The sequence below is a fragment of the Pedobacter sp. GR22-6 genome (assembly GCF_037402555.1).
Taxonomy (GTDB): domain Bacteria; phylum Bacteroidota; class Bacteroidia; order Sphingobacteriales; family Sphingobacteriaceae; genus Pedobacter.
The window spans coordinates 107,492-119,854 of record NZ_JBBEUC010000002.1 but is presented as its reverse complement, the minus strand read 5'-3'; the positions used below and the strand labels follow the sequence as shown (position 1 = coordinate 119,854).

Below are 12,363 nucleotides of genomic sequence, written 5' to 3'. Positions count from 1 at the left end.
TTTAAATGAATATCTCCTTCGTATCTGCTCCGCTTGAAAGCCTGGCGGATACGAAGGAGAATTGACCTGGAGAATATATTGATGACAAAGTCCCTGCAATGCAGAATTGGCTCATGAATCATCCTAAGCGTGAGATGGAAGAAAAATTGTGCCGGCAATGCTATTATTCTTAAATTTCCTGTGTCAATGTCCTGAAGGTTTACAAAAGACAAAAGAAAAGAGATGAATCAAAATACAAAACAGCTCTCAGCAGCACAAGCCGAAGAATTGCTTAAAATCCTGAAAAATCGTTTTGAGCAAAATATGAACCGCCACACAGGGATGGAATGGGTAAAAGTACAAGCCAAACTGGAAGCCAGCCCCAGTAAGCTCTGGTCTCTGGATGATATGGAAAGTACCGGAGGTGAACCCGACGTAGTTGCCTATGATCAAAAAGCAGACGAGTATACTTTCTTCGACTGTGCAGCCGAAAGTCCGAAAGGACGAAGGAGCATTTGCTACGATCATCAGGCTTTGGAGGCCAGAAAAGAACACAAGCCGAAGGACAGCGCCATCAATATGGCTTCAGATATGGGTGTGGCTATCTTAACTGAAGCACAATACCGCTACTTACAGGACTTGGGAAATTTCGATACCAAGACCTCAAGCTGGATAGAAACACCTGCAGAAATCCGAAAACTCGGAGGCGCCATCTTTGCGGACCGTCGCTACAACAAGGTCTTCGTTTACCACAACGGTGCAGAATCTTATTATGCTGCCAGGGCGTTCCGGGCTTCGTTAAAGGTTTAAGGCTGAACATAGCAGCTTTCCACAAGCGCTCGGCCAAGCCCGGGCGATCGGAATATTTAGCCACCAATACCTGGAAAGCTTGTGACAAATGGTTCAATTTATTTCAGTACTTCTTTCAGGAACAATAAGGTATGTTGCCAGGCGCGTTTGGCCATTACCGGATTGTAATCTGCAGATTTAGGATCAGTAAAGGTATGCTTACTGTGCGCATAGGTAAGGATCTGCCAGTCGGCCTTCGCTTCGTTCATTTCTGCCACCAGGGCAGTAAGGTCTTCGGGCTTAACACCTGCATCATCAGCAGGATGTTCGACAAGAATTTTAGTAGGTAAAGGACCATTGGGGCGGTCAGCTGCCTTCGCAAGTCCGCCATGTATACACACCACTCCTTGTACCGGTAAACCTGCTCTTGCAGTTTCCAAAGCACCGGTACCACCGAAACAATAGCCGATTACCGCCAGTTTTTCTGGCAAGGCACCAGCTTTTTTTAGCTGCTCCAGGGCGAGTGCAATGCGGTGCTGATAGGCTTTATAGTCTTGTTTATACTGACCGGCTAGCTTTGAGGCCGACGCATTGTCTGCAGGGCTGTTACCTTCTCCATATATATCGGCTACAAAGGCGATATAACCTTGTTTTTCCAAATCCAGGGCAGCTGTTTTAGCTTCTTCATCCGCACCTTTCCATGCAGGCAGGATCAGCACGCCCGGCAATTTCTTTCCCGAATTGGCGGTAACCAGTCCTTTTAATTTTTGTGCGCCGTCTGAATAGTCTACAGTCTTCAGGTTTTGGGCCGAAGCGCCAAGTCCGGCACTGAGCATGATCGCAGTAAGGATGAGGTGTTTCATAGAATTACGCTATTTTTTTGAATGTTATTTTACTGTTGTTTGACTTCTATAGGACGAATAAATATCCGTTTTTGTTTGTCAAAAAATGCTATTGGCTTCAGATTTTTTTAACGGTATGCTTTAACAAATTACCAAATTCCGCGATATACCGGAATTCAGTCATAAATTAATCAGGGACGTTCAAATATAGACTGCCACCAAGCTAATATCCATAAGGAAAAAAGCTATAATCAATAGTTGTTAAATTCAGTAAAATTTAAATCTATGAAATCAATTGACAATCTATCGAAATTCGCTTTGGAGAAAAGCGAAGAGCAGGGTGTAGCCGGCGGCTTCAATCCTCTAGGTCCTATTACATTTACGTTCGAGCCTGTACAGGGCGGCGAGACTGGTGGTACTTTCCATTGGTATTTAGCAGGGACCCACTATGCATCTACTTATATTTTACCGGAGCATAACTGGGTGTACACGAGCAGCTATTTATAGGATGCTATAATTTATATGTTCTGTCGACCGGATCAACAGTCGACAGAACATAATTTGATGACTAACCGTTATTTTGATACCTCAATACGCTCCTCAACTGATTCATGATCCTTTCGGCCAGACTCATTTTTTCGGTCACGATAGATGCCTGCCCTGTCAGTTCTTTATCAAATGAAATCACCTTCCCGTAGGACGTTTTTAATCCGGCCGGGAGCACTACTTCCAAATAGTATTTACCATCTTCATCCGGCGTAAAGGATAAGGATTTTACTACACCTCTTGCCATTCCAAATTCCTGGTACCTGTAATTGTCCAGCTTGATCAGTACATTTTGATCAGGTTTTATTTTTCCCTGATTTTGTGCAGCGATATGCATTTGACCGATGATCTTGTTCCTGTTGTCAGGCAGGATGCTCAGCAATGTTGTCCCTGCCTTAACAAACTGGTTAGGACTTAGAAACTTTAAATAGCTAACCCTCCCGTTGATGTCCGATTTTATCACATAAGCCCTTTCCCACTGGCGAATAGACTTGCGTAGTCTTTCAAGCATCAGCATACTTCCTGTTGCAAAGGTTGTCCGGTCTTTAGATTTGTTAATTTGCCCTTTATTGATCTGATTTTTAAAACCAAGGATGCTTTCTTCCATCTGCGCCAGCGACAATTGAACATTTTTGAAATTCTTCCTTTGCTCCAATAATTTCATTTTTTCATTTTCAAGCTCGAGGGTTGAGATCACTCCCCGGGATTTCAAATGCTCCGAACGCTTATAGTTATTTTCTGTCAATTGAAGTTTATCTTCTTCCAATCTATATTGTTGTTTCATGATCACCACCCTATTTTCATAATCACGTATGTTGCGGCCAGCCATGACTCCTTCCGCATCATAGGGCTTCAAAGTGGAGAAAAGCAGTTCCTCCTGTATCGCCTTTGCAAAGGCAGTGTAGTCTTCCTGTATTTCACCTAACTTAAAAGCGGCGGCCACATTGACCGGGAAGTTCCGCATCCGATCCGGAGTCAGGGTATCTACAAGTCTTTTGAGCTGCATCACATCTTTGTAATCCGCATTGGATTCCAGCAACAGTATAACCTGATCCTTTTTAACTTCAGATTGGTCCTGCACAAATATCTTTTCGATCTTGGAATTGACCGTGGCTTCTAATTTTTCCGGTGGATTCAGCGAAGTGATCACAATGGGCGCGTCAACAAATTCCGGATATTTGATGATGCAAGCCAGGAAAAACAACATCAGGACGATCAGACAAATGACCGTACTGCCCCAGCGGATCAGCCAGTGCGGGGGATTTTCCAAGACTTCATTGACCTGCTCAGAACGCAGATTAATCTGATCCAATTTATTTCTTCTAGTTTCCAAGTTCCAATTGATTTTTTACCAAACGGTAGTATTCCCCTTTTTTTGCTACCAGTGCATCGTGCGTGCCTTCCTCTACCACTTTACCTTTTTCCAAAACGATTATTTTATCGGCATTCTTAACTGTAGAAAGTCGGTGCGCGATGATCACAGCAGTCTTTCCTGTTAAAAATTGGTTCAGGTTATCCGTAATTTTTTTCTCGGTATTGGCATCCAGTGCACTGGTCGCCTCGTCGAAAAACACAAAGCCCGGCGATTTATAGATCGCCCTGGCGATCAGCATGCGCTGACGCTGACCGCCGCTCAAGCCCATCCCCTCATACCCGATTTTTGTATTGTAACTTAGCGGTAGGGATTCAATAAAATCCTTGATATCGGCAAGCTCAACAGCCTGTCTGAGTTTGCTTCTATCCACGAAATCTTCTCCGAAGGCAATATTGTTGGCCACGCTCTCATTAAAGATATATCCATCCTGCATCACCACGCCAAAGTTTTTCCTCCAGGTATGGACCGAAAGGTGTTTTAAATCTGCAGACCCGATCCTGATGGTACCGCTGTCGGCATCGTAAAATTTCGTCAAAAGCTTAAGTAGTGTCGTCTTTCCACTCCCACTGGCTCCTACGATAGCCGTTGTTTTTTGATGTGGAATCGACACATTTAAGTGTTCGAATACAGGTAGTTCAGCACCTACATAACGAAAAGATACATCGGTTAGCTGGATATCACCTGCAGGAATTTCAGTTAAAAGATCACCATCCAGACTTTCTTCGTCGTCTTTTTCATGGATTTCATTCAGCCTTTCCAGTGCTATTTTTGCATCCTGGGACTGGCGGATGAAGTTGACGAGCTGGATAAGCGGTGCATTCAGCTGGCCTATGATATATTGCACAGACAACATCATCCCTAAGGTGAGCTGACCGTCAATGACCAGACTTGCCGCAGCAAAACTGATGAATATATCTTTGAGCTGGCTAATGACATTTCCACCTATGGTCTGTACCTGCTCCAATTTGAGCGCTTTGATCTTGATGCGGAATACTTTGATCTGCGTACCCTCCCACTGCCATCTTTTGTAGTTTTCGGCATTGTTCACTTTGATCTCCTGCATGCCGTTGATGAGTTCCATAACCTGCCCCTGTTCCTCGGCCAGTTGGGAAAATTGTTTATAGTCCAGCTCTCTTCTTTTTCTAAGAAAAAAAAGAATCCATCCGACATAAAACAGTGCCCCGATAAAGAAGATCAAAAACAACTTATAGTCGTAAAACAGCAATACCGCACCGAAGACTAAAAAATTAATTAGTGAGAACAGCGTCTGAAGCGAATTGGTAGTGAGTAACTGTTCGATGCGGGAGTGATCGGAAATACGCTGCATGATATCTGCCGTAACCCGCGTATCAAAATAGCGTATGGGCAAGCGCATCAGTTTGATGAAAAAATCCGACACGATCGAGATATTGATCCTCGATGAGAGGTGCAGCAAAATCCAGGCGCGTATGACTTCAATACCCGTTTGTCCCAAATACAGCATGACCTGCGCAAAGAGCACCAGGTAAATGAACTGCAGGTCCTGGTTTTGAATCCCGATATCCACGATACTTTGTGTCAAAAAAGGGAAAACCAGTGCCAGTAGACTTCCACCAAGCAAACCAATGGTCAGTTGCAGTACAAATTTTTTGTACTTGGCAAGGTAGTGCCGCAAATAATTGAAGATGGAATATTTTTTTTCCGACTGATCCTCCTGCTCCTGAAAGCCAGGCGTGGTTTCCAATAACAGTACAATACCTTCTCTTGTATCTTCATGAGCCCCTTTACCGATCCAGCAATCGATAAACTCCTGCTTATTGTATGTCAGCAGACCAAAGCTTGGGTCAGAAATGTATATTTTATAGTCACCCCCACGCTTTTCGATCTTGTACAACACCACATAATGCTGGTTCATCCAAAAGAGAATACATGGCATAGGAGCATCCTCGAAAAGCGTCTTAAAATCGACCTTTACGGAAAGCGTTTTGAATCCTATCGATTCGGCTGCCCGGCTCAGTCCCATCAATCTTGAGCCTTCCCGTGTAGTTTCGGTCAGGTTGCGGAGACTTTGCAAAGAGATCACCTTCCCGTAATATTTACTGATTATCCGGAGGCAGGTGGGACCACAGTCCTTTGAGTCTGGCTGTATATAGGAAGGAAATTTACGCATTGCTTATGTATTTCATTTTATCAGCACAATCCATCTATAAACTGTATGATCGTTTCCCGCTTGCGACTGGATACCGGGATCATTTTGCCATCCTTCATTTCTATCTGCCCGTCTTTGTAATATTTGTGGATGTAAAGAGAATTGATCAGGTAAGACTGATGGCATCGGATAAATTGGGTATCGGCCAGCATTGCTTCGTAATGTTTGATGACTTTGGATACCATCAGGCTTACACCTTCCTTCAGGAAAAAGGTAGTATAGCCCTTGTCGCTGAAACAATACAGGATATCGTCGACATCGACGATCTGCGTAAATTCAAATGTTTTCAGGGCAATCTTCCGAGCTTTTGAAGGATGCTTAATGTGGTGTTCAGCGATCTGAAGCTGCGTCTGGTTGAATTTGAAATCGTTGGACCTGCGGTAGCATTTTTCCATGATCTCTGTGAGCTGTACCGGTTCTATGGGTTTGACCAGGTACCCGATAGCCCCCAGATTGAGTGCCTCTATGGCATACTGGTCATAAGCCGTAATGAATATGATATTGACATCAAGATTCAGACTGGCCAGCAATTCAAGGCTCAGTCCATCTTTTAACTGTATATCCGAAAGGATTACATCAGGCATCATCTGCTCAATGTCGGACCTGCCTTTTCCAATTTCGGTGGAGTGCCCCAATAGCGTGACATAAGGAATGTTTTCCAGGATGGACCATAGGTACCGGACGATGTTCAACTCGTCTTCCAAAATGTATATTTTCAGCATGCTCTGTTAATCAAAGTTCAGCATCATTGGAATGTATATTTCGACTTTGTAGCCGCTGCCATCCGGATTATGATTCGGTTGTATGCTCATTCCGGCACGCTTGTCCTCATTACCAAATAACAGCTCTATCCTTTCTTTCGTGATCTGCTGGGATATTGATTCTTTCTTTCTATTCATTTGCTTGCCTTTTTGAAGTCCGGCGCCATTATCAATGACCTCGATATGTAATGAATTGTTTTTTTCCGAAACGAATATTTCCAAAATACCCTTACGGCTGATGTTTTTGAGACCATGTTCAATAGCATTCTCCACAAAAGGCTGCACAAGCATTGGTGGAATCAGGATATTGTCCAAATCCAGTTCTCCCGTTTCAATCCTGATGTCAAAGGCATCGTTATAGCGCATCTGCTGGAGTGCAATATAGTTCTCGAGATTTTTCACCTCCTGGTCCAGGGTAATAAAGTCATGCCTGTTCAATTCGAGCATGTCCCTGATGACCCTGGTCATCCGCACCAGATATTGATTTGCTTCCGTCTTTTTGTTGTCGCTGATGAGCCCCTGCAGATTAGAGATTGCGTTGTAGATAAAGTGAGGGTTCAATTGGTTCTGACGGAATTTCTGTTCCAGTAAGAGCTGTTTGTTCTGTATCAAAAGCTTATCATTTTCAACCTTTAACAGCTTTTGCTTGCTCGCTTTCAGGGATACAATTAAAATAAATACTGCAAATAAGATGAGGATCGCAAAGATCCAGCGCTGTTGTATCAAGAGTTTTTCATTCAATGCATTGTTGCTCTTCAATGTCTTTATGAACTGATCTTTCTTTTTTGCTTCGTATTTTTGTTCAATTTCCGCGATAGCCTCCTTTTGCATGAGTTCAGTACCTACCTTGTACGCGTCGAACTGCTTTTCCTTTGCCTCATATGCCTTTTGATAGTCTTTTTTGAGGGCATAGGCCTCACTCAAATTTTCGTAAAGCCGGGTACGGTCCACACTTTTTTTCGCTTTTGCATTTTCCCACTTTATTCCGGCCTCCAAATAAGCTATCGCTGAGTCTGGTTGTTTGTTTTTAATGAACACCATTGCCATATTATTGAACAAATCAAATTCCAGCCGATCCTGACTTCTCAGGTAATTGAAATACGCCCGTTGCTTTTCTACAGCTTTAGCAAACTGACCGGTTTCCAGGAGCCACTGGGCTTCAAACTCCTCCGATCTCATGATCGCAAGCGTATCTTTGAGCGCAAAAGCCAGCGTTTTACAGCTATCCAGGTACCGCTTGCTATCGGCTTTGTTTTCCATTTTTAACGCCAGCATAAAACGGATATCATAATACATCTGCTTAAAACGTAGATGTGCGGCATAGGGATAGTGTGCTTTGAATTGCTCCATATACCTGAGGGAACTTTCAGGGTCGCCATTTCTGTAATAGATCATGGCCAGTTTATCTTCATACAGGTATAAAAAGGCAGAATTTAGCCGCTCCGCCTCATTTCTCCCCTTGATGAAATCTGCCAGCAGCCCAGCCGTATTGATATCTGCATATTGCGTTTTCTCCCTTAATATCAAAAATTGCTGCAGACACCATTCCTCGACACGATCTTTAGCGATCTTGAATTCTGCAATATTGATCGCTGAATCTGTTTTTCTGTCTACTCCTTTAAAAACCTTAAGCGCACAGTAATAGAAGTTACTTTTATAATTGGCCTGCTGTTCATATTGCCGTAAGAGTTTGTCGGTCGCTGCAGACCATGTTTTTTCAGATTGAATGGGTTTACGGCGGATGGCGTTCATGACCGCAGTGTCGGGTATGACATCACTTTCCAGCTGTTTTGTGGACTCAGGTTTGGGTTGGCACCCCTGCCATATGATAAAACACAAACACCAGATAATTATGGCGTACCAATGCTTCGTATACAGTAATCTTCTATTGTTCATTTGATCTTAAATCTGCCGGCAGGTCAATTTCGTCCGGCCCACAAAAATAGCTTTTTCCTAAAATTACATTAACCCAACACCATTAACATGCACGACTACCCGAAATACACGGATAGTCGTACAGGAGAGAGAGATTGCTCAATTTACGCGATTGCAATAATGCCGGAAAGCTAGAAAGGCACTATCTCTCGTATCCGAATAAAATCACGTTAGCAGAAAGCGTTCTCTGGCGTTTCAGCCAACCATCCAAATACCTGACATCGTATACATTGCCGCTTCTGTCATTGGTCCATTTCATACCACCTTGCACACCATTCATCTCTTCGTTAGAAAGGATGGTTGCTTTTTCTTTTAACATTTCTAAATTTTTCATATGGATATTTTTTTGATGTATTCTAAGATAATCATATTTCAGACCAGCTTTTTTACGGATCCATATTCGCCTAAGTTGGGTAACTATTCGTCCGATTCGACCTAATATCATCACCTGATCTTATTTTCGATAAATTTATTATGGCGGCTAAATTGAATAACAATCGTTTTTATGTCCTCTTTATATAGCGTTCTATTTTGACCGCACCGTGGGAATTTCATGTGGCGATGATATTTTCGCACGTTTTTCGCACAAGAGCATGTTTTAATTGGGATAAGAGCATGACGTATACAAAAAAAGCCTTCCAACATTGTTGAAAGGCTTTTTTCAGTGGAGAATAGCGGAGTCGAACCGCTGACCTCTTGCCTGCCAGGCAAGCGCTCTAGCCAGCTGAGCTAATCCCCCCTGTGGCTATCGGCAACCCTAGGATTACCGGAGTGGGGCAAAAGTAAACAATTTTAGAAACCCTGCAAATTAAATGTTGAAATAGTATGCGAAAGCACTATTCCTCAAAACTTTCTATTTTTTCATATTTGTAGGCCTGCATTCTTCCGCTGGCCTTATATATGCTGTCTTGTTGCTTATCTTTCCTGTATTCTGTTAAAATAACATAATCTGTACTCAAATAAACCGCGTCCGTATTCCCTGTAACCTTTGGATCTCTTGAAAAAAAAACTGCCGGCTCATCTCTTTGTACCCGGGCCCTGTACAAATCTCTTTTCCACTTATAAAGTTTAGTGTCATCATCACTGTTTTTTTTACAGCCAAATGCGACAATCATCAGCAGGAGTATCAGAAGATTCTTAGTCATATCATTTCTTTTCCTGAAAAGAATAAAAAAAATCAATACAGACAAATTTCCGCTCAACATTTAACATAAATTAACTGAATTGAGCACCATTAATCCTTTTGACGATTCAGAATCAAGTAAAAACTCATATATGCCAGATTGGGGCGTAATTAAGTTACCTTTAGCATTTACAGCAATTTTTTTTTATGAACTACGAAGAATATTACAATTCGCTATTGGGCGAGTTGACAAGGGCAACAACCGTGTTGAAGGACTACAGCGACTTAGAAGATTATTTTGCCGGTTCTTCCAGGAATAAAGTGACTTATGAAGCTTATGTTCTCAGCTCGATGCCTATAGGAATTTCCGACATTGTGTACATCATCACCTCCGGTCCTATCTCCATCAAATTTGACACAGTGCTGCACAATACTTTAAAAAACAACAACAGACTGGCCTTTACAAAGGGTGTACTGAAGTTATTTCAGGACGAGAAAACACAGATCTTGAGTATCTTCAAGACCTTGGTAGAGATCTCCAGTGAGATGCAATTGACCACATTGCTTAGCGACATTGGCAACGACCTCACAAAAAATGAATACAGACTAAGTCGCCTGAAAGATTTAATGCGTAGGCAAGACTGATAAAAAACCACGTTCAGGACACCGTAGACGCCGATGTCGTAAATATGTCGTAAACTTGTCGTAAGCAAAAATAGATTGGGAGTAATATATTTGCTCCCAATCAATACAGCAGCTATGAAACATAACGACCTCGCCAAAAAGGTAAAAGAGCTTAGAACCAAAAAAGGATATAGCCAGGAAGAACTGGCTGAACAGGCACAGCTCAACCTGCGAACCATCCAAAGAATTGAAGCCGGAAAGACGGAGCCCCGTGGTGATACACTTAAACGATTAGCGCTGGCCCTCGATGTTGCTGCCGACGAACTGATCAACTGGACTGAACAGGAAGACAATAGCTTTTTGGTATTACTGAACCTTTCGGGCCTAACTTTTATCGCCTTTCCCCTATTCGGTATATTTATCCCGCTGGCGCTTTGGATCATGAGAAGGGAAAAGGTAAGGCATGTACGTGAGGTTGGCAGGAAACTGATCAACTTCCAGATCACCATGTGCATCCTTGGCTATGGAAGCCTCATGGCTTTCTTCATCATGAAAATAACACATACCTCTTTCACTATCTTTGAGATGCTGCCCTCCATACCCGGATTTAATCTAAGCGGGGAATTTGTGCTTGTGCTGTTCATTATTTTTTATGCCTTCAACATCCTGGTCTTCATTTTCAACAGCATCCGGAGTTATCATGGAAAGCAGGTAATCTATCAGCCCGCGATACCATTTTTGAGATAAAAAAGGGGCATTTTTGTATGCCCCTTTAATGTTTAGATTTAAGCCAGCAAATGCGGGCGCTCTTTGTATACTTTCCAAAGGAATTCTCCAAAGATCGTATTGGCCCAGGCAAACCATGACCTTGTAAAATCTTTCGGATTGTCCTGATTGAATGACTCGTGCATAAATCCGGTATCTCCGTGCGACTTCTGTAAAATTTGCAGGCAAGATTTGATCTCGGCTTCGCTGCTGCTGGTCAGTCCCTGCATCACAACAGCGATTGGCCAGATTTTGTCAGCTCCTGTATGCGGACTTCCAATTCCCTTACCTCCTTTTCCCTGGAAATAAAAAGGGTTCTCCGTAGAAAGGATCAGTTTGCGGGTGTTGATGTAAACCGGGTCATTTGGCTTAACGGCGCCCAGGTAAGGCAAAGCCAATAAGCTTGGTACGTTGGCATCATCCATGATGTTGAAACTGCCATAACCATTTACTTCAAAGGCATAGACTTTTCCAAACTGAGGATGGCTTACAATCGCATGCTTCTGGATGGCATTTTCTACCTCTGTGGCCAGTGCTTTGCATTCTGCTACCAAAGCTGTGTCTTTATGCACCGCTGTAAGAATCTCCGCAGCTTGTCTGAGGCTCACTACGGCAAAGAAGTTGGAAGGAATCAGGAAATTATAGATCGTGGCGTCATCACTCGGACGGAAGGCCGAACAGATCAAGCCAACAGGTTTGGTTGGATAACCGTATCCGCTCATGGGCGTAGTGTCTGTAGCAAACATCGTCTCGCGTTGGAAATGATACGGCCCGCGTCCTTCTTTACGTTGCTGTTCCTTGAAAGTTTTTACGATCAGGGCAATGGCTTCTCGCCAGGTCGCATCGAATGGACTGGTATCACCTGTGAGCTTCCAGTACTGGTAGCTCAAACGGATGGGATAGCATAGGGAATCGATCTCCCACTTCCTTTCGTGGATGCCCGGCTTCATATCTGTTTTATCTGTTTTCCACTCGCCTACTTTGTTCGGATCACCATAAAATGCATTTGCATAAGGATCTTTCAGGATACTTTTTACCTGGTGGTTCACTACACCTGCGATCAGGCTCTGCAGCTTCTTATCTCCTTTTACAAGCGGAAGGTAAGGTGTCACCTGAGCTGTACTGTCGCGCAGCCACATCGCATCGATGTCGCCGGTAATCACGTAGGTATCTGGCTTACCGTTGTTCTCCGTGTACGTCACGGTGGTATCCAGCGTATTCGGGAAGCAATTTTCGAATAGCCAGGCCAGCTCTTTGTTCTTTACGTTTTTGTGGAATTCGGCAATGGCGCTTTCCACAGCTGTACTCTGAAAATGTCTCTTTGATGCGGCAACTCTCACTACCGGAAAATCGGGCGCCGCGGCAAATGACACCTTATTGGCCATCAGTCCGGCTGCTAAAAGCCCTGTGTTTTGTAAAAAGATTCTTCTTTTCAT

At 43.3% G+C, this 12,363-nt stretch carries 12 protein-coding genes and 1 tRNA gene; 4 read left to right on the top strand and 9 right to left on the bottom strand.

The annotated features are described in order from the left end of the window. Positions 1-222: 222 nt before the first annotated feature. Positions 223-789: a DUF4256 domain-containing protein gene (locus tag WAE59_RS08095; RefSeq protein WP_337855447.1), complete on the top strand. Its 567-nt coding sequence runs from the start codon at positions 223-225 to the stop codon at positions 787-789. Between the two features lie 98 nt (positions 790-887). On the opposite strand, the gene WAE59_RS08090 is transcribed toward WAE59_RS08095, so the two are convergent. Further along, positions 888-1,631 (bottom strand): dienelactone hydrolase family protein, encoded by a 744-nt coding sequence (locus WAE59_RS08090; RefSeq protein ID WP_337855446.1) that lies wholly within the window; start codon positions 1,629-1,631, stop codon positions 888-890. 264 nt (positions 1,632-1,895) lie between these two features. Here WAE59_RS08090 and WAE59_RS08085 point away from each other — a divergent pair, with 264 nt between their 5' ends. Next, complete coding sequence (locus WAE59_RS08085) at positions 1,896-2,117, top strand: hypothetical protein (RefSeq protein ID WP_337855445.1); 222 nt, start codon at positions 1,896-1,898, stop codon at positions 2,115-2,117. A gap of 61 nt (positions 2,118-2,178) precedes the next feature. Here the strand turns inward: WAE59_RS08085 and WAE59_RS08080 are convergent, their stop codons facing one another. From WAE59_RS08080 to WAE59_RS08050, 7 genes are all read right to left on the bottom strand, one after another. Further along, the gene (locus tag WAE59_RS08080; RefSeq protein ID WP_337855444.1) at positions 2,179-3,489 is read right to left on the bottom strand and encodes an HlyD family efflux transporter periplasmic adaptor subunit; all 1,311 of its coding nucleotides are present in this window, start codon (positions 3,487-3,489) and stop codon (positions 2,179-2,181) included. Next, a complete protein-coding gene (locus tag WAE59_RS08075) occupies positions 3,479-5,680 on the bottom strand; it encodes a peptidase domain-containing ABC transporter (protein ID WP_337855443.1) in 2,202 nt (733 codons plus the stop codon). Before WAE59_RS08075 ends, WAE59_RS08080 begins: the two co-directional genes overlap by 11 nt. A 20-nt stretch (positions 5,681-5,700) precedes the next feature. Beyond that, the gene (locus tag WAE59_RS08070; RefSeq protein WP_337855442.1) at positions 5,701-6,441 is read right to left on the bottom strand and encodes a LytR/AlgR family response regulator transcription factor; all 741 of its coding nucleotides are present in this window, start codon (positions 6,439-6,441) and stop codon (positions 5,701-5,703) included. A 6-nt stretch (positions 6,442-6,447) separates the two neighbouring features. Beyond that, positions 6,448-8,232 carry a tetratricopeptide repeat-containing sensor histidine kinase gene (locus WAE59_RS08065; RefSeq protein ID WP_337855441.1) on the bottom strand — a complete coding sequence of 595 codons (1,785 nt, stop codon included), beginning with the start codon at positions 8,230-8,232 and terminating at the stop codon, positions 6,448-6,450. A gap of 325 nt (positions 8,233-8,557) precedes the next feature. Continuing rightward, positions 8,558-8,749: a hypothetical protein gene (locus WAE59_RS08060; RefSeq protein ID WP_337855440.1), complete on the bottom strand. Its 192-nt coding sequence runs from the start codon at positions 8,747-8,749 to the stop codon at positions 8,558-8,560. 331 nt (positions 8,750-9,080) lie between these two features. Continuing rightward, positions 9,081-9,154, bottom strand: a tRNA-Ala gene (locus tag WAE59_RS08055). A gap of 97 nt (positions 9,155-9,251) precedes the next feature. Beyond that, complete coding sequence (locus WAE59_RS08050) at positions 9,252-9,560, bottom strand: hypothetical protein (protein ID WP_337855439.1); 309 nt, start codon at positions 9,558-9,560, stop codon at positions 9,252-9,254. A 185-nt stretch (positions 9,561-9,745) separates the two neighbouring features. Here WAE59_RS08050 and WAE59_RS08045 point away from each other — a divergent pair, with 185 nt between their 5' ends. Next, positions 9,746-10,183: a hypothetical protein gene (locus tag WAE59_RS08045; RefSeq protein WP_337855438.1), complete on the top strand. Its 438-nt coding sequence runs from the start codon at positions 9,746-9,748 to the stop codon at positions 10,181-10,183. Between the two features lie 114 nt (positions 10,184-10,297). Continuing rightward, on the top strand, positions 10,298-10,909 hold the full coding sequence (locus tag WAE59_RS08040; protein ID WP_337855437.1) for a helix-turn-helix domain-containing protein: 612 nt from the start codon (positions 10,298-10,300) through the stop codon (positions 10,907-10,909). Between the two features lie 38 nt (positions 10,910-10,947). Here the strand turns inward: WAE59_RS08040 and WAE59_RS08035 are convergent, their stop codons facing one another. Then, complete coding sequence (locus tag WAE59_RS08035; protein WP_337855436.1) at positions 10,948-12,363, bottom strand: glycoside hydrolase family 125 protein; 1,416 nt, start codon at positions 12,361-12,363, stop codon at positions 10,948-10,950.

Excerpts from the sequence above, each read along its gene's own strand:
- WAE59_RS08095 (WP_337855447.1), top strand. The coding sequence starts at position 223 with ATGAATCAAAATACAAAACAGCTCTCAGCAGCACAAGCCGAAGAATTG.
- WAE59_RS08090 (WP_337855446.1), bottom strand. The coding sequence starts at position 1,631 with ATGAAACACCTCATCCTTACTGCGATCATGCTCAGTGCCGGACTTGGC.
- WAE59_RS08085 (WP_337855445.1), top strand. The coding sequence starts at position 1,896 with ATGAAATCAATTGACAATCTATCGAAATTCGCTTTGGAGAAAAGCGAA.
- WAE59_RS08075 (WP_337855443.1), bottom strand. The coding sequence starts at position 5,680 with ATGCGTAAATTTCCTTCCTATATACAGCCAGACTCAAAGGACTGTGGT.
- WAE59_RS08070 (WP_337855442.1), bottom strand. The coding sequence starts at position 6,441 with ATGCTGAAAATATACATTTTGGAAGACGAGTTGAACATCGTCCGGTAC.
- WAE59_RS08065 (WP_337855441.1), bottom strand. The coding sequence starts at position 8,232 with ATGAACGCCATCCGCCGTAAACCCATTCAATCTGAAAAAACATGGTCT.
- WAE59_RS08060 (WP_337855440.1), bottom strand. The coding sequence starts at position 8,749 with ATGAAAAATTTAGAAATGTTAAAAGAAAAAGCAACCATCCTTTCTAAC.
- WAE59_RS08050 (WP_337855439.1), bottom strand. The coding sequence starts at position 9,560 with ATGACTAAGAATCTTCTGATACTCCTGCTGATGATTGTCGCATTTGGC.
- WAE59_RS08045 (WP_337855438.1), top strand. The coding sequence starts at position 9,746 with ATGAACTACGAAGAATATTACAATTCGCTATTGGGCGAGTTGACAAGG.
- WAE59_RS08040 (WP_337855437.1), top strand. The coding sequence starts at position 10,298 with ATGAAACATAACGACCTCGCCAAAAAGGTAAAAGAGCTTAGAACCAAA.
- WAE59_RS08035 (WP_337855436.1), bottom strand. The coding sequence starts at position 12,363 with ATGAAAAGAAGAATCTTTTTACAAAACACAGGGCTTTTAGCAGCCGGA.